The organism is Mariniluteicoccus endophyticus (assembly GCF_054780035.1).
In genome coordinates, this window is record NZ_BAAGXC010000021.1 from 165,363 (window position 1) to 189,663 (window position 24,301).

The window sequence follows — 24,301 nt, forward strand, 5'->3', positions numbered from 1 at the left end:
AACGACGTGACCCAGCTGCCCGATCTCCTCGACACCCGCGTACGCATCGACCCTTCGGCGCCATTCCTGACGTGCTATGCGTCCGCCACCGAACGCACTGAGCTGTCCGCGCGCACGTTCGCGAACTGGGTCGCCAAGACCGGCAACCTCCTCGTCGACGACGCCGACCTGTCCCCCGGCGACCGCGTACGCCTCGAGTTGCTCGCCACCCGTCCCGGCCACTGGATGACGCTGGTGTGGGTCATGGCCGCCTGGCGCGCCGGGGTGGTCGTGACCGACGGTGACGCCGACCTGGTCGTCACCGGGCCCGCCGCCGACGGTGGGCAGGGGTCGTACGCGTGCTCGCTGCACCCGCTCGGCCTGGGCCTGCGCGACCTGCCCGCCGGGGTCACCGACTTCTCGTCCGAGGCGCTCGCGCAACCCGACGCCTGGCTCGGCACGGGCGCCGCGGACGCCGACGTGGCCTGGGACGTCGCCGGCCACACCCTGACCCATGGCGACCTGGCCCGGGTCGCCGGGCGCGCCACACGCGCGTTGGTCGTCGCCACCGACGCGTACACCACCGTCCAGCAGGCGCTCGCCGCGCCGCTGGTCGGCGGCGGTTCCACGGTCGTCGTCACCGCAGACATCGCGGACGCCGACCGCGAGCGCATCGCCCAGGAGGAGCTGTGAGCACGCAGGTCGCCGCCGGGGCGATGCCCTGGCCCCACGAGGAGTGGCCGCCGGTCTCCTACGTCATGCCGGTGCTCAACGAGGAGTCCTACCTCGCCGACGCGATCGCCACGGTCATCGACCAGGACTATCCGGGCGGCTTTGAGCTCGTGCTGGCGCTGGGACCCTCGCGCGACCGCACGACCCAGCTGGCCGAGTCCGTCGCCGCGGCCGACGACCGCGTACGGGTCGTCCGCAACCCCACCGCCCACATCCCGGCGGGGCTGAACCTCGCGATCGCCGCCTCGCGGCACCCCGTCGTGATCCGCGTCGACGCGCACTCCGAGCTCCCGCCCGACTACACGCGCGTGGCGGTGGCCACCCTGCGCGAGAGGGGCGCGGCGAACGTCGGGGGGCTGATGGTCGCCCGCGGACGCACGCGGTTCCAACGGGCGGTCGCCACGGCGTACAACTCCCCCATCGGACTGGGGGGCGGCACCTACCACCACGGCACGGTGGCCGGCCCGTGCGAGTCCGCCTACCTGGGCGCGTTCCGGCGCGAAGCCCTCGAGGAGGTCGGCGGCTACGACGAGTCCGTACGCCGCGGCGAGGACTGGGAGCTCAACCTGCGCATCCGCGAGGCGGGCCACCTCGTGTGGTTCACACCCGACCTGAAGGTCACCTACTGGCCGCGCGACACCGCCGAGAAGGTCGCGCGCCAGTTCTGGTCGACGGGCGTGTGGCGCGGCCAGCTCATGCGTTCGACGTGGCACAAGACGCCGCCCCGGTTCTACGCCCCGGGGGCCCTGGTCGCCGGCACGGCCATCGCTGCTGGTGTGGCCGCGGTCGACGCGTGCGGCGGGCTTCGCGGCCCGGCGCGGCTGCTGCGGACGGCCTATGCGGGTCCGTTGAGCTATCTGGCGCTGCTGGCCGCGTACGCCACCCGCTCCGGCGCACAGGCCGCCGAGCGTGCCGACCTGGTGCGGGCGCTGGCCGTCATGCACCTGTCGTGGGGTGCAGGCTGGTGGACCGGCATGGTGCGCGGCGGCGGCGACACGGTCGACACCAGCCGCGCCTGAGGGGCCCGAACGGCCAGGGAAGGCCGAGAGCCACGCACCAGGTCGGGCGGGACCTGCTGCGTGGCCCCGTTCTCGGGCGCGGCTCAGGCCGCGTGGCAGACCTCGCCGAGGTCGTCGGTGCCGGCCTTCTGGACATCGCTGGGTGCCGGGGCGGGAGCGACCGTACGCGTCGGAGTCTTCGTCGCCCTCGACGGCGTCGGGGTGGACTTCTTGCCCTTCGCGGTCGGCGAGGCCGCGGCGGTCGGCTGCTGCGTCTCGGGGGCGGACGCCGGGGGCGCGGCCCCTTGGGTCGGCGCGGGCGCCGGCGGCAGCGGGGTCCCGGACGAGGCGGCGATCTTCGTCCGCACCGTCTCGCGGATCACCGCGAAGTCGGGCTGGCCCGGCTGGATGAGCGGCGGCACGAACGACACGGACGCGACCTTGGTCTGGCGGGTCTTCATCGCCAGCGTCATCAGGCGGTCCATCTCGCTGGTCGGCACGTCGGTCTCGACGATCTCCTTGCCGGCGCCGGCGATGGCCTGGAACTTGGTGACGACCGTGACCGGCTCGAGCTGGTTGAGCATGGCGTTCATCACGCACTTCTGCCGGGCCATGCGCTCGTAGTCAGTGGCGTCGTGGCGGGAGCGGGCGTACCAGAGGGCGTTGTTGCCGTCCATGTGGACGGCCTTGCCCGGCTCGATGTAGCGGTGGACCTGGGTCGAGCCGCCGCCGACGGGAACCCGCTTCATGACGTCGATCTTCACGCCGCCGACGGCGTCGATGAGCGACTTGAAGCCATTGAGGTCGATGAGCGCGTAGTAGTTGATGTCGAGGCCGGTCACCCACTCGATGGCCTCCTTGGTGGCGATCGCCCCCGGGTCGTTGACGCCCGGGTACAGCTCCTTGTGCTCCATGGCCTTGGTGTAGACCGCGTTGAGCAGGCACTCGTGGTTGGGGCAGGAGAACTTTTCGGGGTAGAGCTTCTTCATCGGCGAGTCGGCCGGGAACTCGATGTCCTCGAGGTTGCGCGGCAGCGAGAACAGCACGGTCTTGCCTGTGGCGGCGTCGACGGACGCGACGGTCATGGAGTCGGGCCGCAGGCCCTCGCGGCCGGTGCCCGCGTCGCCGCCGAGCAGCAGCACGTTGTAGCGCCCGTTCTTGACCTGGGTGTCACCGCCGCCGGAGAACACGGTGCCGAAGAAATCCCCCTGGGCCTGGACCACCCCGGCCGAGGCGATGCCGCCGAAGCCGAGCGCCAGCGCCAGCGCACCGGACAGACCGCCGAACGCCAGCCGGTGCTGGCGGGCCAGCGACGGCGGGTTCGACAGGCGCCACGCGTCGATCATCAGGGCCGCCCACGCGAGACCAGCGGCACCGATCACGACGGCGAGGAGCCACGCCAGCGGCGTGAACGCCAGGATCGTCATCGCCACACCGCGGTTGATCAGCGCCAGCAGGACGAACGCCACCAGGCAACCCACCAGGACGCCCCACACGCGCACCGCGCCGCGGCCGACGCGGCGGTCGCCGTGGAGCAGCTGGGCGGAGCCCGGGACCACCAGAGTGAGGCCCAGATTGCCGAGACCACGGCGCAGGCGCAGCATCTCGAGCCGTCGACGCGCCTCAGGCCTGTCGGGGATGGACGAGCCACCGTGGAGGTCGTCCTCGGTCGAGGTGAAGCGCGTAGGAGATCCTTCTGGGGTCACCGGAGGGGCCTTTCGATCGGAATCGGGGGAAGTCGGCCTTCGGAAAGACGGTCCCAGTATTGATCCGTACGCCGCCGGGCCGCCGCACGCCACGCCGATTGCCCCGCAGCCGGTAACTTTGACCACATGCCCGCTCGCGACGAGGACATGGACTGGCTCTATCGCAACGACGGACCGGCTCCGGCTGATCCGGCGGGCGAACCCACCCACGTACGCATGACGCCGACCGATGCCCCGGCCGAACAGCCGGCGCGCCGACGCGCGACGTTCTCCGAGGACGACGTCGCACCGCCGCGCCGGGCCCCGCGTACGCAGGCACAGCCCGCCCAGGGCCACCCACAGCCCCAGACCGCTCCCCAGCCGGCGTCGCGACGACCCGCCACCGCGCAGCCCCCGGCGTCCCCTCCCGCGCGACCTCCCCAGCCGTCCACCGGCGGCCGCTGGCCGAGGCGCCGCCGCCCCCTGCGCAAGCTGGTGGGGGTCCTCGGCCTGCTGCTGGTCGGGTGGCTGGTGTTCCTCGTGGCCACGCCCGTGCACGCCTGGGGCTCGTCGACGAAGATCGACGCCTTTCCCGGCGGACAGCGCCCCGCGGACCAGCCGGGTGAACTGTGGCTGTTGGTGGGCTCCGATTCCCGCGAGGGAATGACCGAGGAGGAGAAAAAGGAGCTCGGCACCGGCTCGATCGAGGGCAAGCGCACCGACTCGATCATGCTGCTCTACATCCCGCCGAGCGGGAAGCCCGCGCTGATCTCCGTGCCGCGCGACTCCTACGTCAACATCCCCGGCAAGGGCAAGAACAAGATCAACGCCTCGTACGCCTTCGGTGGCGAGAAGTTGCTGGTCCAGACCATCGAGGCCAACACCGGCCTGCGGGTCGACCACTACGCCGAGATCGGCTTCGGCGGCTTCGCGGGCGTGATCGACGCGCTCGGCGGCGTCGAGATCTGCCCGAAGAAGGCGATCAAGGACAAGTTCGCCCACCTCGACATCCAGGCGGGCTGCCAGAACATGAACGGCGCGACGGCGCTCGGCTACTCGCGCATGCGCTACGCCGACCCCACCGGCGACCTCGGCCGCATGGGTCGCCAGCGCGAGATGATCGGTGCCATGGTCAACAAGGCCGCGACCCCCATGACGGTCCTCGACCCGTTCCGCTGGTGGAACGTCAACCACGGCGCGGCTCAGGCCCTGCGCACCGACGAGGGCTCGGGCGTCCTCACACTGATGGGTCTGGCCGGACCGATGAAGCAGGTCTCCAGCGGCCAGGGCCTCGCTCTGATGGTCCCGGTCTCCAACCCGAACGCCACCACGAGGGTCGGGTCGTCGATGGTGTGGGACGAGGCGAAGGCCAAGGAGATGTTCGGTGAGATCGCGAGGGGGGACACTTCCCGCCTCGAGCGGTTCATGAAACCTTGACGGGTGTGAGCCCGACCTACTTCACCGCCGACAAGGTCTTCCTCGGCACAGACGAGACGTCCTTCACCACCGCATTCGCCGTCTCCGATGGGCGGTTCACGTGGGTGGGCGACGCCGCTGACGTTCCGGCCGACGCCGACCCGGTGCGTCTTGGGGGCACAGTGCTGCCCGGCCTGCTGGACGTTCACACCCATGCGACCTACGTGGCGCTGATCAACGACGCCGTGGCCTGCACCGTCCCGATGGTCCACGACATCCCCGGCATGCTCGAGGCGTTGCGAGGCCACCGCGCGTACGGCCACGGGCCCGACGCGTGGATCCGCGGCTGGGGCTACGACGAGTCGAAGCTCGCCGAGGGGCGTACGCCGACCCGCCACGACCTCGACCAGGTCTCGACCACCCAGCCGATCCACGTGCTGCGCTCCGACTGCCACTCCGGGATCTGCAACTCCCGCGCGCTCGAGATCGCCGGGATCACCCCCGCCACCCTCGACCCGGAGGGTGCGGAGTTCGGACGTGACGACGACGGTACGCCCAACGGCGTCCTGGTCGAGCACGGCGCCAACCAGGCCGTCATGCGGGCCATGGGATCCGCCGGACTCGAGGCCGAGGCCGAGGCGCTCGCCGCGACGACCCACCACTTCGCCGAGCGCGGACTGGTCGCGGTCACCGACATGTTCGTGGTGCCCACCGACGCGTACGACCACCGCGAGCTGTTCCGGGAGGCAGCCGCCAGAGGGCTGCGGCAGGCGGTACGGATCTACTACGACTACGCCGCACTGCGCGAGACCGACATCCGGTTCACCGATGCCGACCGTACCGGCCGCGTTGCCGTGGCCGGCATCAAGCTGTTCGCCGACGGGTCGATATCGAACCGCACCGCTTGGATGCGCGACCCCTACCCCGGCACGTCCGACCGCTTTGGCATGCGCCTGACCAGCGAGGAGGTGATGACCGAGGCCCTGGCGTACGCGCGGGAGAACCGGTTACAGATCGCCTTCCACGCCATGGGCGACGCGGCCATCGAGTGGGTCCTCGACCGCTACGGCGACGAGGAGCCGTGGCTGACCGACCGGCCGAGCGTACGGCTGGAGCACGCGACCCTCATGGACGCTGACCTGGTCCGCCGCGCGCACGAGGCACGCATGTGGTTCGGCGTCGCGTCGAACGTGAACTTCTTCTACGCCGAGCACGACTCCTACTCGACCAACCTGTCCGCCGAGCAGTATGCGCGCACCTATCCGGTCAAGGACCTTTACGCGGGCCTCGACGCGGCGGCGCTGAGCTCGGACTGCCCCGCGACGACGTGGGCCGATCCCGACGACGTGTTCATGTCGATCCACGCCGCAGTGAGCCGGGCGGCATACAACGGCGAGCCCATCGCACCGGACCAGGCGGTGACGGTCCCGCAGGCGGTGTTGCTGTACACCGACCGCGCCCGGCGGCTGCTCGGCCTGGGCGACCTCGGCTCGATCCAGCCGGGCAAGGAAGCGTCGTTCGTGACGCTCAGTCAGGACGTGTTCACCATCGACCCGGCCCGCCTGGCCGACACGCGCGTGACAGGCACGTGGATCGCCGGCGAGCAGGTGTACGCCCGCGGCTGACCAGTCGGGCGCGTCAGCGCTTGATGGTGCGACAGGTGATGTCGGCGGTGAAGGGCTCGTCCGTGCGGCCCTCGGCCTCGCCGCCCAGCCCGCGTGCCTTGCCCGTCACGCGGAACCGGTTGCCCTCCTGGACGACCTCGAACTCGCCCGACTCGGAGGCGTAGGTCGCCGTTCCGAAACCGCCGAGCAGCACCCGTCCGGTCTCGTGGGCCGGCTCTTCGAGGGTCAGCTCGAGCAGGGCGTTGCCAGCCCTGACCCGCACGTCGAGCTGCTGGTTCTCGACGGTGCAGGTCACCCCGGTCACCTTGTAGGTGCGCCCCTCGATGACGAACTGGCCCGACCCGCCGGCGATGATCGAGCACCCACCCAGGATCGTCGCCGCCACTCCCAGCGCCGCCGCCTGCCATCTGCACTGCATGCCCCGGATGCTACCGCCGGTCGGGAGCGTCGGTCCGTGGACACGACGGCGCCGGCCACCCGTAAGGTGGCCGGCGCCGGGGACGTCGTCGCGTCGGCGGACGTCGTCGGGTCAGCGGTTGTCGGGCAGGCCGGCCAGCAGCTGGCGGGCCATGACGATGCGCTGCACCTGGTTGGTGCCCTCGTAGATCTGGGTGATTTTGGCGTCGCGCATCATGCGCTCGACCGGGTAGTCGTGGGTATAGCCGTAGCCGCCCAGGATCTGCACCGCGTTGGTGGTGACCTCCATGGCGACGTCGGAGGCGAAGCACTTGGCGGCGGCACCGAAGTAGGTGAGGTCGGCGTCGACGCGCTCGGAGCGGCACGCGGCGGCGTACGTCAGCTGGCGCGCGGCCTCGATCTTCATGCCCATGTCGGCCAGCATCCACTGCAGGCCCTGGAACTCGGCGATCGGCTTGCCGAACTGCTCGCGCTCCTTGACGTAGCCGAGGCAGTAGTCGAGCGCGCCCTGGGCGATGCCGATGGCCTGCGCGGCGATCGTGACGCGGGTGTGGTCGAGGGTCTTCATGGCGGTGATGAAGCCGGTGCCCTCCTCGCCCACCATGCGGTCGGCGGGGATGCGGACGTTGTCGAAGTAGACCTCGCGCGTGGGCGAGCCCTTGATGCCGAGCTTCTTCTCCGGCGCGCCGAAGGAGACGCCCTCGTCGGACTTCTCCACGACGAAGCACGAGATGCCCTTGGTGCGCTTCTCGGGGTCGGTGACTGCGAAGACGGTGTAGAAATCGGCCGTGCCGGCGTTGGAGATCCAGCGCTTCACGCCGTTGATGACGAACTCGTCGCCCTCGCGCACTGCGCGGGTCTTCATCGACGCCACGTCGGAGCCGGCCTCGGGCTCGGACAGGCAGTACGACGCGAGCTGGCCGTCATTGGCCATGCGCGACAGGTACTTCTGCTTGATCTCCTCGGACGCGGAGATGAGCAGCGGGACCGTCGCCAGCTTGTTCACGGCGGGGATCAGCGACGACGAGGCGCACGCACGGGCGACCTCCTCGATGATGATCACGGTCGCCAGCGCGTCGGCACCGACGCCGCCGTACGCCTCGGGAATGTGCGGGGCGTGGAAGTCGGTGGCGAACAGGGCGTCGAAGGAGGCCTGCGGGAACTCGGCCTTCTCGTCGGCTTCGGACGCGTTGGGGGCGACCTTGGCGTCGCACACGTCGCGGATGGCTTCACGGAAGGCGTCGTGGTCTTCCGTCGGGCGGTACATGTCGGTGAAGTCGGTCACAGCCTCACAGTAGCGGCGTTGTCAACGGTCGACTACCCGTCAGTAACAGCTGGTCGTTCCTGACCCACCGGTCGGGTCGGCTCCCCCAGCAGGCGACGCGTCAGGAGCGTCCCGCCCGCCACGGCACCGGGGAAGAACGCCACCGACACGAACGGGATGGCGAGCAGCCAGAAAGCCGGGATGCCGAAGCTGAGCACGGTCAGCGGACGCGCACGCAGCACCCGTCCGCGCTCGGCGAGCTTCAGCAGCCCGCGGCGCTCCATGGCCGGCCCCACGAGCTCGCGGGCCATCATCCAGCCCCCGAACACCGCGGACGCCACCGCCCCCAGCACCGCACCGACGAGCGGAACCAGCCCGAGCGCGAAGCAGGCGACCGCACCGGCCAGCGACAGCGCGACCGTCACGAGCACCTGACCGATGACGCGCCCCACCATCTGGTGGGCGCGTTCTGCCACCCGTGCCGGCGGGACGACCGAGACGGCGTCGTCGATGCCGGCCGCGATGCGCTCGTACACGGGCGCGCCGATGGCCAGCGTGATCGATGAGAACGTGAGGACGGCCACGAGGACGGCCACTGCGTACAGGATCACCATGAGCAGGGCGCGGACGAACCCGCGCACCGACTCCGACCAGCCGCGGGCGAAGGGGGTCAAGGCGTTCGCGAGGTCATCGACGTAGACGCCCAGCGCGACCAGCAGGCCGATGAGCAGCACCGAACAGACCAGGGGCGGGATGAGCCCGAGCCCCACCGCACGCGGACGGCGCGCGACCATGGCGATGCCGCGGCCGAGGTCGGACAGCCCTTCCACGATCAGCTCCCCCGGATCTTCGCGCCCCTGGCCTCGGCCGCGGCCTTCAGCCCGGCCTGGAACTCGACCATCTTCGCGGTGAGGTCCGGGTCGCCGGCGGCGAGGATGCGCACGGCGAGCAGGCCGGCGTTGCGCGCGTTGCCGATCGCGACCGTCGCGACGGGTACGCCGGCGGGCATCTGCACGATCGACAAGAGCGAGTCCATGCCGTCGAGGTATTTCAGCGGCACCGGCACGCCGATCACCGGCAGCGGCGTCAGCGCGGCGAGCATGCCCGGCAGGTGAGCCGCTCCGCCGGCGCCAGCGATGATGACCTCCAGCCCGCGCTTGTGGGCGGTGCGCCCGTAGTCGACCATCGCGTCGGGCATGCGGTGGGCCGAGACGACGTCGGCCTCGTACGCGACGTCGAACTCGCGGCACGCCAGCGCCGCGGCCTCCATCGTCGGCCAGTCCGAGTCGGACCCCATCACGATGCCCACGCGTGGCTTCTGCTCAGTCATGTCCCTCGACCCCCATCAGGTAGTTGGCGGCGTGCTCGGCCCGGCGGCGCACCTCGCCGAGGTCGTCGCCGTACGCGTTGACGTGACCGACCTTGCGGCGCGGCCGGACCTCCTTGCCGTAGAGCTCGACCCCGAGCCGTCGGTCGCGGGCGAAGCAGTGCAGCAGCGCGCTGGGCAGGTCGTCGACGCTACCGCCGAGCACGTTCTGCATGACGACCCAGGGGGCACGCGTGCCCGGGTCACCGAGCGGCAGATCGAGCACGGCGCGCAGATGGTTCTCGAACTGGCTCGTATGGGAGCCGTCGATGGTCCAGTGACCGGTGTTGTGGGGCCGCATCGCCAGCTCGTTGATGACCACCGAGCCGTCGCGGCGCTCCATCAGCTCCACGGCGAGCACGCCGACGGTGCCGAGCTCGTGGGCGACGCCGAGCGCGAGCACCTGAGCCGCGGTCGCCTGTTCGTCGGTGTGCCCGGGGGCCGGGGTGATGGTCTCCGAGCAGATCCCATCGACCTGGATCGACTCCGAGACCGGGTAGGCCACCGCTTGGCCCGACGGCGAGCGCACGACGAGCGCCGACAGCTCGCGGGCGAAGTCGACGAGCTCCTCCCCCACCAGGCGGGTGCCGTTGCCGACCTCGGCGTACAGGGCGCGCGCCTCGTCGGCCGAGCCGAGCTTCCACACGCCTTTGCCGTCGTAACCGCCGCGCGCGGTCTTCGCGATGATCGGCCAGCCCTGCTCGTCGCCGAAGCCGACGAGCTCGTCGGCGCCGGTGCAGATCCGGTACGCGGGCGCGTACCGCGCCAGACGCTCGCGCATGACGGCCTTGTCCTGGGCGTGGACGAGCGCGTCCGGGCCCGGGCGTACGGCGATGCCCGCGTCCTCGAGGTCGTGGAGGATGTCGGTGGGCACGTGCTCGTGGTCGAAGGTGATGACGTCGCAGCCGGCGGCGAACTCCTGGACCGTGGCGGGGTCGGTGTGGTCACCCACGACGACGTCGTGGGCGACCTGCGCGGCGCTCACGTCCGGGCCCTCGGCGAGGACGCGGAGGGTGATGCCGAGCCGCACGGACGCGGCGTACATCATGCGGGCGAGCTGGCCGCCGCCGATGACGCCGACGACGAACGGGCGCGCGGGCTGCGTGGGATCGGACGGCATGGCGCTCCTCACTGGTCCAGCTTGGCGAAGATGACGCGCTGGACGACGAAATTGCAGACGGTCGCGACGCCCTGGGCGATCACGAAGCAGATGGTCTGGACGATCACGAGGCCGCTCAGGCCGAGCAGGCCCGGCACCTGGCCGTCGAGCAGGCGGAACAACAGCGCGTACAGGCCGACCTGCAGGACGAACGTGAGCCCGTAGGTCGCCCACACGGCGATCAGCCGCTTGGTCGACGGCTCGGCCTTGAAGGTCCAGCGACGGTTGATCATGTACGCGGTGGTCGTGCCCGCGATGAACGAGATGGCCTTGCCGAGCGCCTGCGACGCGCCGAAGAAATGGGTCAGGATCAGCAGCAGGCCGAAGTCGACGATCGCCGAGAGCACGCCGGTGGCAATGAACCGCACGAGCTGCTGCTTGAGGTCGCCGCTGGGCTCACGGTCCTCGAGCGGCAGCTCGATGTTATGCGGGAGCTGGTCGGGATGGCCGTGGGGCGGTGTCGTCACGCGGGGATTCTAGCGAAACGGCGCGGGGCCCCGTGGCGTCAGGAGAACGCAGGAGGCCGCCCCGACAGACGTCGGGGCGGCCTCACAGCGGTGGATCAGCGCTCGTACTCCCAGTGCCACGCCTCGTGGGAGACATTGTCGTCGAAGCCGAAGCGGCCGGCGTTGGAGTTCAGCCAGCGGTACTTGGCCGTGCCGTGCCCGCCGACGTTGGCGATGTCGATCGCGAGGCCCCAGCCGTGGTTCGAGGTGCCGGGGCGGGCGGCCTGGCCGCGGGGCAGCGTCCTCCAGTAGTGCTCCTGGACGGCCAGGGTGCGGTACGCGTTGTTGTTGCCCGTGATCGGGATGTTCGAGCCGAACTTCGCACGGTACGCGTTGTTGAAGGCGATCAGGTCGGGCAGCATGTAGCAGGCCGCGCGGTCCTTCGGCGAGAAGGGCACGGTGCACAGGACGTTGTTCGGGAGTTGACCGTTCTTGTACTTGCCGCTCTTCTTGGGGTGCGCGTAGCGCTTGTCGGGACCGCCCTGACCGGGCGCGGGCGGGGTCACAGGGCCGCCGCTGGAGGCGCCCATGAGCGCACGCCAGGTGTTCGGGCCGACGACGCCGTCGGCCACGAGCCCCTTGGACTTCTGGAAGGCCCTGACGGCGCTCTGGGTGGCGGGACCGAAGGAGCCGTCGACAGAGACCTTGTGGCCGCGGGCGTTCAGCGTCTGCTGGAGCACCTTGACCTGGTCACCCTTGGCGCCGTACTGCAGAACGGGCACCAGCTTCGACCACGTCGCCGGGCCGACCGAGCCGTCCTGGGCAAGGCCCTTGGACTTCTGGAAGGCCTTGACGGCCTTCAGCGTGTCGGGGCCGAACGACCCGTCGACCTTGATCTTCAAGAAGCGCTGCAGGACCTTGACGCCCTCGCCCTTCGAGCCCTGCTTCAGGACGGGGAGGACCGAGGTCTGGGAGGTCGACATCGTCGCGACGGGCGCGGCCTCCGCGCTGTTGAGCGCGAGGCCGGCCGTGACTCCGAAGGAGAGGACGGTGGCACCGGCGAGGGCGACGAGCTTGTTCTTGATGGCCATGGCAGTTCTCCATTGGTCTGGGGGGACGGGGCCTGTTCGAGACCAACCCTGTCCCACCGAGGCTCCTTCCGCACCCTCCGTGGAGGTGGATTCTTCCGCCCTCTGAAGCGGAAGATTCCGCCCCTCAGCAGGAAGAACGGACAGACGCCCGTGGGACCTCCGGCGCTGGCCACCACGAGGTGGCGTTCAGCTCCAGCGCGGCGCGCGCTTCTCGTTGAACGCGGCGATGCCCTCGACGCGGTCGGGCGAGAACGCGGTCGCGACCCATCCTTCGTGCTCGAGGTCGAGGCCCTCCGAGATCGGCAGGTCGAACCCCTCGACCAGCGCGCGCTTCGCGTTGCGGGCGCCGATCGGCGACTTCGTCGCGATCACCCGGGCGAGCTCGACGGCGGCCGTCCGCGCCGAGCCGGCGGCCACGCGCCGGTCGACGAAGCCCATCGTCTCCCCCTCGGCCACGTCCAGGCGCCGGCCGGTGAAGATCACGTCGGCCGCCCTGTTGCGCCCGACCCGACGCGACAGGGTCTGCGTACCCCCGCCACCGGGGATCACCCCCACCCCCAGCTCCGGCAGCGCGAAGACCGCCGTCTCGGAGGCGACCACCAGGTCGCACATCAGCGCCAGCTCGAAGCCGCCACCCATCGCGAATCCCTCGACCGCGGCCACCGTCGGCATCGGCAGCGCACCCACGCCCCCGAAGCACGCACGGAACACCTCGCGCTGTTCGCGCAGCTGGTCGTCGGTGAAACAATTGCGCTCCTTGAGGTCGGCGCCCACGCAGTAGGCCTTCTCCAACGCGCTCGACAGGACCACGGCACGCACCGTGCGATCGGCGGCCAGCTCCTCGCACGCTGCGGCGATGGCACGCGCCTGCCGCGTCGACAGGGCATTCATCGCCTCGGGGCGGTTCATGACGAGCTCGACGACGTGCTCGCCGTGGCGTACCGACTCGATCATTCGGAGATCCTTCCCTCGCGCGGATCGGACTCCGAGTCGTGCAACAGCTCGTTGATGTCCAGGTGGACCTGCTCGACCCCTGGGATGTCGGGCAGCACCACGACGCCGGCCTCCGACGCCGTGTCCAGCTTCAGCGTGCCACAACCGAACAGCCGATCGGTGACGCTCTTCTCGTAGGAGACTGCGTTCACCTTCCGCAGCTGGATGTCGTGACCCGTACGATTCAGCACGCCCGCGCGGGTGATGATGCGACGATCGGTGATCGTGTAGGTCCTCGAGCGCCAGCGCATGAACGGCCCCACCAGGAACCACAGCAGCGCCGCGGCGCAGACCACACCGATGACGATCCAGCCGACCGTCGCGTACTCCGCCGGCAGCAGAACGCCGACCGCGATCCCGATGACGCACAGGGCCAGCACCGACAGCAACGGGACGTAGAACGCCTTCGGATGGGTGCGCAGGTGGTGCACGACGCGCTCGTCGGGTGCGATCCCGGAAGCCTTGACCATGGTCCGGAAGTTAGCAGCCGATCAGGCCGGACGCAGGTGCATCACGTCACCGGCGGCGAACGGTTGCTCACCGGCGGCGGTGCGCACCACGAGCGCGCCATCGGTGTCGATACCGGTCGCGACGCCCTCCACCACGTCGGTCTCGCTGCGGATGACCCGCACCTCACGCCCCAGCGTCACGCAAACGGCCTCGTACCGCTCCACCAGAGCCTGGGGATCGTCGACCCACAGGGCGTACGCCGCCGCGTACGCCTCGAGGACGTCACCGACCAGCGCGGTCTTGTCGACGTCAACCCCCTCCAACAGCAGCGACGTCGCCGTCGGCACCGGGAGCTCGTCGCGGCCCATCGACACGTTGATGCCCCACCCGGCCACCACCGTCGGACCCGTGGGCGTCTCCACGCGCTCGGCCAGCAGGCCGCACAGCTTCCGGTCCCCGACCAGGACGTCGTTGGGCCACTTCAGGCCCACGTCCAGCCCGGAGGCCCGGCGTACGCCCTCCAGCACGGCGACCCCCGTCATCAGCGGGATCCAACTCCAGCGCTTGAGCGGCACCTCGGGCCGCAGCAGGACCGACACGGCCGCCGAGACCCCCGGCGGTGTCGTCCACGCCCGCGCGAACCTCCCGCGGCCCGCCGTCTGGTTGTCGGTGACGAGCACCGTGCCGTGCGGCGCACCCGCCTGGGCGAGCGCCGCGAGGTCGGCGTTCGTCGAGCCGGTCGACGCCAGCACGTCGACCCTCGACCACATAGAACCCGGGCGCACGAGACGCTCGGCGAGGGCTGGGGCGCTGGGCGGAGGAGTGAGAGGCACGTCGCAGACCTTACCCATCGGTTTCCCTGTCGGGAGGCGTGATGCGGCGCTACTGTCGGGTCATGGACATCGACATCCACACCACGGCGGGGAAGCTGGCCGATCTGGATCGGCGCACCGAAGAGGCCGTCCACGCATTGTCGGAGGCCGCCATCGAGAAGCAGCACGCGAAGGGCCGCCTCACGGCCCGCGAGCGCATCGATGCCCTGCTCGACGAAGGCACGTTCGCAGAGCTCGACGAGTTCTCGCGACACCGCTCGGTCGCCTTCGGCATGGAGAAGAAGCGTCCCTACGGTGACGGCGTCGTCACCGGTGTCGGCGCCATCCACGGCCGCCCCGTCTGCGTGTTCTCCCAGGACGCCACCGTGTTCGGCGGTTCGCTGGGCCAGGTCTACGGCGAGAAGATCGTCAAGATCATCGACTTCGCCCTCAAGACCGGCTGCCCGCTCGTCGGCATCAACGAGGGCGGCGGCGCGCGCATCCAGGAAGGCGTCGTCTCACTCGGCCTCTACGGCGAGATCTTCCGCCGCAACACGCTCGCCTCCGGCGTCATCCCGCAGATCTCCCTGATCATGGGCGCCGCGGCCGGCGGCCACGTCTACTCCCCGGCGCTCACCGACTTCGTCGTGATGGTCGACCAGACCTCCCAGATGTTCATCACCGGCCCCGACGTCATCAAGACCGTCACCGGCGAGGACGTCTCGATGGAAGACCTCGGCGGCGGCCGCACCCACAACACCAAGTCGGGCAACTCCCACTACCTCGCCGCCGACGAGGCCGACGCGATCGACTACGTGCGCGACCTGTTGTCCCACCTCCCCCAGAACAACCTCGAGGACCCGCCGATCTACGGCGACGACGAGTTCGACCTGTCGATCACCGACCACGACCGCACGCTCGACACTCTCATCCCCGACTCTCCCAACCAGCCGTACGACATGCTCACGGTCATCGAGACCGTCATGGACGACGATGAGTTCCTCGAGACCTCCCCGCTGTTCGCGCCGAACATCATCACCGGTTACGGCCGCGTCGAGGGCCGCACCATTGGCGTCGTCGCCAACCAGCCCATGCACTTCGCCGGCTGCCTCGACATCGACGCGTCCGAGAAGGCCGCCCGCTTCGTCCGCACCTGCGACGCCTTCAACATCCCCGTCCTCACCTTCGTCGACGTCCCCGGGTTCCTGCCCGGCGTCGAGCAGGAGCACCAAGGCATCATCCGCCGCGGCGCCAAGCTCATCTACGCCTACGCCGAGGCCACCGTCCCCCTCGTCACCGTGATCACCCGCAAGGCCTACGGCGGTGCGTACGACGTCATGGGGTCCAAGCACCTCGGCGCCGACATCAACCTCGCCTGGCCCACCGCCCAGATCGCCGTCATGGGCGCCCAGGGCGCGGTCAACATCCTGTACCGCAAGGAACTCGCTGGCGCCGACGACCCCGACGCGCTGCGCGCCCGGCTGGTCCAGGAGTACGAGGACGAGCTCGCCAACCCGTACGTCGCCGCCGAGCGCGGCTACGTCGACCAGGTCATCCACCCCCACGAGACCCGCTCCGAGATCATCCGCATGCTGCGCCTCCTGCGCACCAAGCGCCAGACCCTGCCGCCCAAGAAGCACGGCAACATCCCGCTGTGACCGGCGTACGAATCAGGCAGAAGGAAACCGCATGAGCGAACCCACCGAGCCCACCAAGCCCGTCGTGGAAGTCGTCTCCGGCTCGCCCACCGAGGAGGAGCTGGCCGCGATCATCACCGTGCTGTCCGCCGCGTCGTCCGCCGACGGTCGCAGCCGCACCACCGACCTCCCCCGCGCCGGCGGCTGGAAGTCCTACTGGCGCGTCGTGCGCCGTGAGCACCGCCCCGGCCCCGCCGCCTGGAGGCACGCGATCCGGCGCGGGTAGTCCCGGCGCGCGCGACGCCCGCCTGGGAGTCCGCCTCCTGCGCGCTCACGTCCCGGGAGCGGGACTCGTCCCGCGAGCGAACGCCAGCAAGACGGGGAACGGTCGCAACCGGCGCCGGCGTACGACAGGTTGCGACTGTTCCGCCGCACGGCAGACGCGGCCGGTCGATCTGGCGGCCACCGGTCCGTCCCGGGGCAGATCTGTCGCAATCCGCCGGCCGGGGTGGCGTACGGCCCTCGGCGTCCCGAGTTGGGGGCATCCGAGGCGCGTTGCGGGCGCCCGGTACCTTGGGATGACGCAGGCTGCCGGGAGTGGCTCCGGTGGCCGCAACCGTTAGGACGACCATGAGTGCCGTTGACGACATCCTCCGCCAGATCCCGATGGACCAGCTCGCCGATCAGGTGGGCGAAGATCCCGCGACCACCGAGGCCGTGGCCGGTGAGGTCGTGCAGACCCTGCTCCACGGCATGTCCGCCAACGCCGAGGACCCCAACGGCGAGGCCTCGCTGGCCCAGGCCCTCGCCGAGCACGCACAGAGCCCGGTCATCGGCCGCGGCGTCGACCTCGCCGCCGTCGACCCCGCCGACGGCGAGGCGATCGTGCGCCACATCTTCGGTGCCCAGACCGGCAACGTCGTGCAGACGCTCGGCCAGGCGTCCCCCAAGGGCAGCTCCGACCTCATCGGCAAGCTCCTGCCGATCCTCGCCCCTATCGTGCTCGCCTACCTCGGCAAGCGCCTGTCGCAGAGCAACAGCCCCTACGGCGACGTCCTCGGCCAGATCCTCGGCGGTGCCCTGGGCGGGCAGGCCCAGACCCAGCATCAGGCCCCGCAGTCCGGCGGCTTTTCCCTCCCCGACATCCTCGGACAGGTTCTGGGCGGCCGGCGGGCCCCCCAGACCCATCAGGCCCCGCAGACCCAGCAGGCCCCGCAGCCGCAGGGCGGCGGCCTCCAGCAGGCCCCGGCCCAGCCGACCGGCGACGCGCCGCAGACGATTGACGTCGAGCAGCCGCAGGCCCAGCAGTCGCAGGCCGGGTCCCTCGGCGGCGACATCCTCGCCGAGATCCTCAAGGGCATGCTCGGCGGCGGCCGACGCTGACCCCACGATGACCCGCCTCGTCCTCGCCTCGGCCTCGCCCGCGCGCCTGTCCATCCTGCAGCGCGCGGGCGTGGAGCCAGACGTCGTCGTCTCCGGCGTCGACGAGGACGGGGTGGGCCACCACTCCCCCGTCGAGCTGGCCGGGATCCTGGCCGAGCGCAAGGGGTCCGCGGTCGCCGATCGGCTCGCAACCACCGACGACGTGCTCGTCATCGGGTGCGACTCGGTGCTCGAGCTCGACGGCCAGGCCCACGGCAAGCCCTACGAGCCCGCGGTGGCCGTGGAACGGTGGCGGGCCATGCGCGGACGCTCCGGTGTCCTCCACACCGGCCACCACCTCGTACGCCTCCACCAGGGCTGCCGCGACGCGGTCACCCGAACCGCCTCCACGAACATCCACTTCGCGGACGTCGACGACGCGGAGATCGAGGCGTACGTCGCCACCGGCGAACCCCTCCAGGTCGCTGGCGCGTTCACGATCGACGGGCTGGGCGGCGCGTACGTCACCCACATCGAGGGCGACCACCACAACGTGATCGGGCTGAGCCTGCCGCTCGTGCGCACCATGGCCGCCGACCTCGGCGTCGCCTGGCACACCCTGTGGCGCTAGCCGACCCGTCGGAACGTCAGAGCAGGGGTCGGACCCGACGCGTACGCCCCCTCCCAGGTCGCTCCCCCGGCCGCGCGTCGCACCACGAGCGAACCGTCGCCCTCGACGACGACCTGCCACCGGCCCTCCAGGGCCCGCTCCGCGACCCAGGGCCCCAAGACGTCGGCCGCAGGTGCGGCGAAGACGAGCGTGACCACGTTCGGCTGGTCGACGCGCTGCACGAGGCGGGTCGACGCCGGCAGCGCGAACTCCGACGGGCCGTTCACGAAACCCAGCTCGGCGAGGGTGTGGGAACCCTCCACCCGGGGGACCGCGACGGGCGACTGACGCGTCGTCGGCAGCACCGGCCCGGCGGCCCGCCCACAGCCAGCCAGGGCGAGCGAGACAGCCCCGGCGACGGCGACGGCGGTGAGACCCTTGACACGATGACCCGGCGTTCGCTGCAAATGCACGGATCCCACCGTAGTGGCGGTAGCCTCGGATCGTCATGACTACTCAGCCCAGCGTTCCCGCGCCCCCAGGTGAAGCCGAGCGCCCCAAGACGTATCTCCCCGCCGCGATCCGCGCCATGCGTCCGCGGCAGTGGATCAAGAACGTCCTCGTCTTCGCCGCTCCCCTGTCCGCCGGCGCACTGCTCGACGTCAACGTTGTGCTCAAGTGCATTCTGGCCTTCTTCGCGTTCTCGATGGCGAGCGCGACGATCTATTTGATCAACGACATCATGGACGTCGCCGAGGACCGCCTGCACCCGCGCAAACGGTTCCGTCCCATCGCGGCCGGCGAGCTCAAGGTCCCCACGGCGTGGGCGCTGTCGGTCGTGACCGCGGCGATCTCGCTGGGTCTCGGCTTCTGGACCGCGAAGATGCTCGGCGTGACGATCATCGTCTATCTGGTGCTACAGATCATGTACACGCAGTTCCTCAAGCACCAGCCGATCATCGACCTCGCCATGGTCGCGTCCGGCTTCCTCCTGCGCGCCATCGCGGGCGGCGTCGCCGCCGGCATCGAGCTGTCGTCGTGGTTCCTCCTGGTCGCCTCGTTCGGCTCGCTGTTCATGGTGGCCGGCAAGCGCTACTCCGAGATGGTCGCGCTGGGTGCCGACGCCGGCACGCGCCGCTCGCTGCAGGCCTACACGGTGTCCTACCTGCGCTTCGCCTGGCACCTGTCGGCGGCGGTCACGCTCGTGTCTTACTGTCTGTGGGCCTTCGAGCAGTCGCGACTCCACCCCGGCCTGTGGGGTGTGCCGTGGACGGTCCTCTCGATCGCCCCGCTGACGATCGGCCTGCTCCAGTACGCGATGGAGGTCGACAAGGGCGACGCCGGCGAGCCCGAGGACGTGGTGCTCAACCACCGCGCGCTGCAGATCATCGGCGTCATCTGGCTGGCCATCGTGGCCGTCGCCGTCTTCGCTCGCTGACCGTCGAACCCAGCACCACCACCACGATCCCGCCCGGCCCTCCGGGCGGGATCGCTGCGTCTCACGGGGAGTCGTAGCCGGCGACCACCTCGTCGAAGCGCCCCGCAGCGATGGCGTCGGGGTGAGGAGGAAGTACGCGCGCGCCGTCGTCCTCGGTGAAGAAGGGCCGCGTAGGGTTCCCCCATGGACCGACCTGTCGCCCTCATCACCGGAGCCACCCGCGGCATCGGCCGCGCCGTCGCCGACGACCTCGGCCGCGATCACCACGTGCTGGTCGGCGGCCGCTCGCCCCGGGACTGCGCGCGGGTCGCCGCCGGGCTGCCCGATGCGGAGCCGTGGGCCTGCGACCTGACCGATCCTCTGGCCGTCGCCGGTGCCGCGGCCACCGTCGCACGCCTCGACGTCCTCGTCCACAGCGCCGGGATCTCCCAGCTCGGCACCGTGGCCGACCTGACCCACGACCAGTGGGTCCGCACGCTCGCCGTCAACGTCGTGGCCGTCGCCGACCTCACCCGCGCGCTGCTGCCGGCGCTGCGCACCGCCTCCGGGCTCGTCGTCGCGCTGAACTCCGGAGCCGGGTTCACCGCGGGGCCGGGCGGGGGCGCGTACGCCGCGTCCAAGTTCGCCCTGCGCGCCCTGACCGCCGCGTTGCGCGAGGAGGAGCGCCCCCACGGCGTACGCGTCACCTCCATCCACCCCGGCCGCGTCGACACCGACATGCAGCGCGAGATCCAGGCCGAACTCGGCAACGCCGCCTACGACGGGGCGCGCTACCTCTCGCCCGCTGCCGTGGCCGCGGCCGTCCGCCTCGCCGTGGACACCCCCGACAACGGCGCGGTCGAGGAGCTGTCGATCCGGCCCTTGGCGCGCTGATCGACCACGCGGGCCCCCAGAAGGTGGGGATCGGCCGAGATGTCGTACGCGAGACGGGAACCGCGCTTGCACAGCAGCCTCCCGCGCTCTACCTTAGGCAAGCCTTATTTAGGCGAGCCTGACCTTAGGAGGCAATGGTGCTCGGGAACTTCCTCATCGGACTGCGCGAGGGGCTGGAGGCGTCCTTGGTCGTCAGCATCCTCGTGGCCTACCTGGTGAAGTCCGATCGCCGCCAGCTCCTCCCCCGCATCTGGGCCGGAGTCAGCCTCGCCGTCGCCATCTCCCTGGCGTTCGGCGCCGCCCTCACCTTCGGCCCGAAGGGCCTCACGTTCGAGGCCCAGGAGTTGATCGGCGGTGGGCTGTCGATCATTGCCGTCGGCTTCGTGACGTGGATGATCTTCTGGATGGCCACCGCCGCCAAGGCCCTGACGTCGGAGCTGCGCGGCAGGATCGACGCCGCGGCCGAGGGCGGCCGCATGGCTCTGGTGCTCGTCGCCGTCCTCGCCGTGGGACGCGAGGGCCTCGAGACGGCCCTGTTCCTGTGGGCGGCGACCAAGGCCGCCGCCGCCGACAGCGAGTCGACCGTCGAACCCCTCGTCGGCGCGGCCCTCGGGCTGGCGGTGGCCGTCCTGCTGGGCTGGCTCATCTACCGCGGCGCCATCCGCATCAACCTGTCGAAGTTCTTCACCTGGACCGGCGCGTTCCTGATCCTCGTCGCCGCCGGCGTGCTCGCGTACGGCGTCCACGACCTGCAGGAGGCCCGCTTCCTGCCCGGCCTCAACCACCTGGCCTTCGACGTCTCGCACATCATCCAGCCCGGCTCCGTGCTGGGCACCCTCCTCAAGGGCGTGTTCAACTTCTCGCCCGCCACCACCTGGCTCGAGGCGATCGCATGGGTGGCGTACGCCGTCCCCTGCACGATCGCGTTCTGGCTCAGGTCCCGTCCCGCGCCCAAGCCGGCGCCCGTCCCCGCTGGAGACCACGCATGATCCGCACCACCACGACCGTCGCGGCCATGGCCTGCGCCGGCCTGATCCTCACCGGCTGCACCGACAACACGGCCGCCTCGAAGCCCGCGGCGGGCGACCCGCGCGCATTCACCGTCGCCGCCTCCGACACCGAGTGCACGGTGAGCGCAGCCACCGCCCCGTCGGGCAAGCTGACGTTCACTGTCAAGAACAGCGGCACGAAGGTCAACGAGTTCTATCTGCTCGGCGCCGACGGGCTGCGCATCATCGGCGAGGTCGAGAACATCGGCCCCGGGCTGACCCGTGAGCTCGTGCTGGCCGCCCCGGCCGGGAAGTACTTCACCGCCTGCAAGCCCGGCATGGTCGGCGACGGGATCCGTGCCCCCTTCGAGGTCACCGAGTCGGGCGAGCAGGTCACCAGCTCCGACGACCAGGGGCTGGTCGACCAGGCCAACCAGCAGTACCAGCTCTACGTCAAGGACCAGACCGAGCAGCTGCTGGGCAAGACCGAGGCGTTCGCGGCGGCGTACAAGTCGGGCAAGGACGACGAGGCACGCACGATGTACCCCGACGCCCGCACCCACTGGGAGCGCATCGAGACCGTCGCCGAGAGCTTCGGCGACCTCGACCCGATGGTGGACGCCCGCGAGGCCGATCTCGAGGAGGGCCAGGAGTGGACCGGCTGGCACCGCATGGAGAAGGACCTGTGGCCCCAGCGCGCCGAGGGCTACAAGGCTCTCACGCCCGAGGAGCGCGCGAAGTTCGCCGATGATCTGGTCAAGAACACCAGGGACCTCTACGAGCGCACGCGGACGCTGACGTTCACCGCCGACTCGATCGCCAACGGCGCGAAGGGCCTCCTGGACGAGGTCGCCACCGGCAAGGTCACCGGCGAGGAGGAGTACTGGTCGCGTACCGACCTGTGGGACTTCCAGGCCAACGTCGACGGCGCCCGCGTCGCCTGGCAGGGGCTGCAGCCGCTGCTGAAGAAGAAGGACGCCGAGCTCGACGGACAGATCGCCTCCGACTTCGACAACCTTCAGAAGCTGCTCGACAAGCACAAGCAGGGAACCGGCTTCAAGACCTACGACAAGCTGAGCGAGGACGAGGTCAAGGAGCTCTCCGACGCCGTCAACGCCCTGTCCGAGCCGCTGTCGAAGCTCACCGCGGCGGTGATCTGACCATGAGCGACGAGCCCACCGGGTCCCCCACCAACCCGTCCCGCGTCTCGCGACGCGGGGTGATCGGTGCGGCGGCCGGTGGGCTCGCCGTGGCCGGTGCAGCGTTCGGCGGCGGGTTCGCCACCTCGCGCGCCACGGACGCCGCACCGGCCACCCCTCCCGGCCCCGCTCCGGCGTACCCCTTCCACGGCGAGCATCAGGCCGGCATCGTCACCGAGGCCCAGGACCGCCTCCACTTCGCGTCTTTCGACCTGACGACCGACTCCCGTGACCGCGTCGTCCGCCTGCTGCAGCGCTGGACCGAGGCCGCCGCCCGCCTCACCCAGGGCGGGTACGCCGGCCCCAAGGGCCCCACGTCCGGCGGGTACGACCTGCCGCCGGACGACACCGGCGAGACGATCGGCCTGCCCGCCTCCGGCCTGACGCTGACATTCGGGTTCGGCCCGAGCCTGTTCACCACCGCCGACGGCCGCGACCGCTTCGGGCTGGCGGCGAGGCAGCCCGAACGGCTCCAGCGGTTGCCGAAGTTCCCCGGGGACAACCTCGACCCGCGCCAGAGCGACGGAGACCTGTGCGTCCAGGCGTGCGCCCACGACCCGCAGGTCGCCGTCCACGCCATCCACAACCTCGCCCGAATCGCGATGGGCACCGCCGGCCTTCGGTGGTCGCAGCTCGGCTTCGGGCGCACCTCGTCGACGTCCCAGACCCAGCAGACCCCACGCAATCTGTTCGGCTTCAAGGACGGCACGGCCAACCTCAAGGCCGAGGAGACCGACGGGCTGGCGAAGCACCTGTGGGTGCCGGCCGGGCGCGACCCGCGCGAGGACTGGCTCGCCGGCGGCACCTACATGGTCGCCCGCCGCATCAACATGCACATGGAGACGTGGGACCGCGAGTCGCTGCGCGGCCAGGAACGGATCATCGGCCGCACCAAGCTCGAGGGCGCCCCCATGTCGGGGGGCACGGAGTTCGACATGCCCGACTTCCAGCGCGCCGGGCGCGGCAACAAGCCCCTCATCGACCCGGCGTCTCACGTCGCACTGGCCCATCCGGCAAACAACGACGGCGTACGCATGCTGCGCCGCGGCTACAACTTCGTCGACGGCTCCAACGAGCTGGGCCGCATGAACGCCGGCCTGTTCTTCATCGCCTACGTCACCGATCCACAGACCCACTACGTGCCCATGCAGAACCGCATGGCGAAGTCGGACCTGCTGCAGGAATACCTCCAGCACACCGGCTCGAGCCTGTGGGCGATCCCGCCGGGCGTACGCGAGGGCGAGTATGTGGGTCACCGGCTGTTCGCCTGAGTTCCCGGGGCCTCGGCCAGCCATCCGATCAGGACACCTGGCGATCATCAACGACGATGCTCAGTGCAGCTGGGCGCAGGTGACGTCGATCGACACCGGCCTGACGCCGCCCTGCCCTGTGGGCGCACCCCGCCCGTCGACCTCGACGACCTCTGCGTTGACCATGAACCGCAGGCCCTCGCGGGTCGTGGCGGTCGTCCCGAGACCGCGCTCGGTGCTCGCCACCCAGGCGGCCCGGCCGTCCTCGGCGACGCGTACCTCGACCGCCTCCGCGAGCATCTGGTCCCGGACGACGACTCGGGCGGTGCCCCCGGGGGTGCGCAGGTCGATGGTGTTGTCGTAGCCGACCACGGTGCAGCGCACCGACGTGGCGCGCCGACTGGAGCCGTCGACGGTGACCGTGCCGGTGCTGGTCACCGAGCACCCGGCCACGACGAACAAGACCGCGCAACCCCAGGCAAGGGCGCGCGGTCTGGTTCGGTTCAGCAC

At 70.7% G+C, this 24,301-nt stretch carries 26 protein-coding genes; 13 read left to right on the forward strand and 13 right to left on the reverse strand.

Annotated features, from left to right (window positions below; translation table 11 throughout):
* Positions 1-6: 6 nt before the first annotated feature.
* Together ACYVGD_RS11010 and ACYVGD_RS11015 are read left to right on the forward strand one after the other, a co-directional pair.
* A complete protein-coding gene (locus ACYVGD_RS11010; protein WP_460743661.1) occupies positions 7-672 on the forward strand; it encodes a TIGR03089 family protein in 666 nt (221 codons plus the stop codon).
* Positions 669-1,730: a glycosyltransferase family 2 protein gene (locus ACYVGD_RS11015; RefSeq protein ID WP_460743662.1), complete on the forward strand. Its 1,062-nt coding sequence runs from the start codon at positions 669-671 to the stop codon at positions 1,728-1,730. The genes ACYVGD_RS11010 and ACYVGD_RS11015 overlap by 4 nt, the downstream gene beginning before the upstream one ends.
* 83 nt (positions 1,731-1,813) lie before the next feature.
* Here ACYVGD_RS11015 and ACYVGD_RS11020 read toward each other — a convergent pair whose 3' ends face one another.
* Complete coding sequence (locus ACYVGD_RS11020; RefSeq protein ID WP_460743663.1) at positions 1,814-3,415, reverse strand: LCP family protein; 1,602 nt, start codon at positions 3,413-3,415, stop codon at positions 1,814-1,816.
* A 126-nt stretch (positions 3,416-3,541) separates the two neighbouring features.
* Here ACYVGD_RS11020 and ACYVGD_RS11025 point away from each other — a divergent pair, with 126 nt between their 5' ends.
* Both ACYVGD_RS11025 and ACYVGD_RS11030 read left to right on the forward strand, forming a co-directional pair.
* Positions 3,542-4,831, forward strand: a complete 1,290-nt coding sequence (locus tag ACYVGD_RS11025) for an LCP family protein (protein WP_460743664.1) — start codon at positions 3,542-3,544, stop codon at positions 4,829-4,831.
* A gap of 5 nt (positions 4,832-4,836) precedes the next feature.
* A complete protein-coding gene (locus tag ACYVGD_RS11030; RefSeq protein ID WP_460743665.1) occupies positions 4,837-6,435 on the forward strand; it encodes an amidohydrolase in 1,599 nt (532 codons plus the stop codon).
* Positions 6,436-6,448: 13 nt separating this feature from the next.
* Here ACYVGD_RS11030 and ACYVGD_RS11035 read toward each other — a convergent pair whose 3' ends face one another.
* The 10 genes from ACYVGD_RS11035 to ACYVGD_RS11080 all read right to left on the reverse strand — a co-directional run bounded on the left by ACYVGD_RS11035 (position 6,449) and on the right by ACYVGD_RS11080 (position 14,454).
* Positions 6,449-6,853, reverse strand: a complete 405-nt coding sequence (locus ACYVGD_RS11035; RefSeq protein WP_460743666.1) for a lipoprotein LpqH — start codon at positions 6,851-6,853, stop codon at positions 6,449-6,451.
* A 111-nt stretch (positions 6,854-6,964) separates the two neighbouring features.
* A complete protein-coding gene (locus tag ACYVGD_RS11040; RefSeq protein WP_460743747.1) occupies positions 6,965-8,119 on the reverse strand; it encodes an acyl-CoA dehydrogenase family protein in 1,155 nt (384 codons plus the stop codon).
* Between the two features lie 50 nt (positions 8,120-8,169).
* Complete coding sequence (locus ACYVGD_RS11045; RefSeq protein ID WP_460743667.1) at positions 8,170-8,946, reverse strand: EI24 domain-containing protein; 777 nt, start codon at positions 8,944-8,946, stop codon at positions 8,170-8,172.
* Between the two features lie 2 nt (positions 8,947-8,948).
* On the reverse strand, positions 8,949-9,446 hold the full coding sequence (purE, locus tag ACYVGD_RS11050) for a 5-(carboxyamino)imidazole ribonucleotide mutase (RefSeq protein WP_460743668.1): 498 nt from the start codon (positions 9,444-9,446) through the stop codon (positions 8,949-8,951).
* Positions 9,439-10,602, reverse strand: coding sequence for a 5-(carboxyamino)imidazole ribonucleotide synthase (locus ACYVGD_RS11055; protein WP_460743669.1), 1,164 nt, complete (start codon positions 10,600-10,602; stop codon positions 9,439-9,441). The genes purE and ACYVGD_RS11055 overlap by 8 nt, the downstream gene beginning before the upstream one ends.
* An 8-nt stretch (positions 10,603-10,610) precedes the next feature.
* Positions 10,611-11,108, reverse strand: a complete 498-nt coding sequence (locus ACYVGD_RS11060; RefSeq protein WP_460743670.1) for a GtrA family protein — start codon at positions 11,106-11,108, stop codon at positions 10,611-10,613.
* A gap of 95 nt (positions 11,109-11,203) precedes the next feature.
* Positions 11,204-12,178, reverse strand: a complete 975-nt coding sequence (locus ACYVGD_RS11065; RefSeq protein ID WP_460743671.1) for a peptidoglycan-binding protein — start codon at positions 12,176-12,178, stop codon at positions 11,204-11,206.
* Positions 12,179-12,364: 186 nt separating this feature from the next.
* Complete coding sequence (locus ACYVGD_RS11070) at positions 12,365-13,132, reverse strand: enoyl-CoA hydratase/isomerase family protein (protein ID WP_460743672.1); 768 nt, start codon at positions 13,130-13,132, stop codon at positions 12,365-12,367.
* Positions 13,129-13,641: a PH domain-containing protein gene (locus ACYVGD_RS11075; RefSeq protein WP_460743673.1), complete on the reverse strand. Its 513-nt coding sequence runs from the start codon at positions 13,639-13,641 to the stop codon at positions 13,129-13,131. The genes ACYVGD_RS11070 and ACYVGD_RS11075 overlap by 4 nt, the downstream gene beginning before the upstream one ends.
* Before the next feature lie 21 nt (positions 13,642-13,662).
* Positions 13,663-14,454, reverse strand: a complete 792-nt coding sequence (locus ACYVGD_RS11080) for a biotin--[acetyl-CoA-carboxylase] ligase (protein ID WP_460743674.1) — start codon at positions 14,452-14,454, stop codon at positions 13,663-13,665.
* A 62-nt stretch (positions 14,455-14,516) separates the two neighbouring features.
* Here ACYVGD_RS11080 and ACYVGD_RS11085 point away from each other — a divergent pair, with 62 nt between their 5' ends.
* The 4 genes from ACYVGD_RS11085 (at position 14,517) to ACYVGD_RS11100 (ending at position 18,063) form a co-directional block, all read left to right on the forward strand.
* Positions 14,517-16,091 (forward strand): acyl-CoA carboxylase subunit beta, encoded by a 1,575-nt coding sequence (locus ACYVGD_RS11085; RefSeq protein ID WP_460743676.1) that lies wholly within the window; start codon positions 14,517-14,519, stop codon positions 16,089-16,091.
* Positions 16,092-16,122: 31 nt separating this feature from the next.
* Positions 16,123-16,356 carry an acyl-CoA carboxylase subunit epsilon gene (locus ACYVGD_RS11090; protein ID WP_460743677.1) on the forward strand — a complete coding sequence of 78 codons (234 nt, stop codon included), beginning with the start codon at positions 16,123-16,125 and terminating at the stop codon, positions 16,354-16,356.
* A gap of 344 nt (positions 16,357-16,700) precedes the next feature.
* A complete protein-coding gene (locus ACYVGD_RS11095) occupies positions 16,701-17,453 on the forward strand; it encodes a DUF937 domain-containing protein (RefSeq protein ID WP_460743678.1) in 753 nt (250 codons plus the stop codon).
* A 7-nt stretch (positions 17,454-17,460) separates the two neighbouring features.
* Positions 17,461-18,063, forward strand: a complete 603-nt coding sequence (locus ACYVGD_RS11100) for a Maf family protein (protein ID WP_460743680.1) — start codon at positions 17,461-17,463, stop codon at positions 18,061-18,063.
* On the opposite strand, the gene ACYVGD_RS11105 is transcribed toward ACYVGD_RS11100, so the two are convergent.
* The gene (locus tag ACYVGD_RS11105) at positions 18,060-18,515 is read right to left on the reverse strand and encodes a hypothetical protein (RefSeq protein ID WP_460743682.1); all 456 of its coding nucleotides are present in this window, start codon (positions 18,513-18,515) and stop codon (positions 18,060-18,062) included. The genes ACYVGD_RS11100 and ACYVGD_RS11105 overlap by 4 nt on opposite strands.
* 35 nt (positions 18,516-18,550) lie before the next feature.
* On the opposite strand from ACYVGD_RS11105, the gene ACYVGD_RS11110 reads away from it, so the two are divergent.
* From ACYVGD_RS11110 to efeB, 5 genes are all read left to right on the forward strand, one after another.
* Entirely contained in the window at positions 18,551-19,480 is a 930-nt protein-coding gene (locus ACYVGD_RS11110; RefSeq protein ID WP_460743684.1) for a decaprenyl-phosphate phosphoribosyltransferase, read from the forward strand.
* Positions 19,481-19,663: 183 nt separating this feature from the next.
* Positions 19,664-20,353, forward strand: coding sequence for an SDR family oxidoreductase (locus tag ACYVGD_RS11115; RefSeq protein ID WP_460743686.1), 690 nt, complete (start codon positions 19,664-19,666; stop codon positions 20,351-20,353).
* 137 nt (positions 20,354-20,490) lie between these two features.
* Positions 20,491-21,342 (forward strand): iron uptake transporter permease EfeU, encoded by an 852-nt coding sequence (gene efeU / locus ACYVGD_RS11120; protein ID WP_460743688.1) that lies wholly within the window; start codon positions 20,491-20,493, stop codon positions 21,340-21,342.
* Positions 21,339-22,502, forward strand: coding sequence for an iron uptake system protein EfeO (gene efeO, locus ACYVGD_RS11125; protein ID WP_460743690.1), 1,164 nt, complete (start codon positions 21,339-21,341; stop codon positions 22,500-22,502). Before efeU ends, efeO begins: the two co-directional genes overlap by 4 nt.
* Positions 22,503-22,504: 2 nt before the next feature.
* The gene (gene efeB / locus ACYVGD_RS11130; protein ID WP_460743691.1) at positions 22,505-23,812 is read left to right on the forward strand and encodes an iron uptake transporter deferrochelatase/peroxidase subunit; all 1,308 of its coding nucleotides are present in this window, start codon (positions 22,505-22,507) and stop codon (positions 23,810-23,812) included.
* A 60-nt stretch (positions 23,813-23,872) separates the two neighbouring features.
* Here efeB and ACYVGD_RS11135 read toward each other — a convergent pair whose 3' ends face one another.
* Positions 23,873-24,301, reverse strand: coding sequence for a lipoprotein LpqH (locus ACYVGD_RS11135; protein WP_460743692.1), 429 nt, complete (start codon positions 24,299-24,301; stop codon positions 23,873-23,875).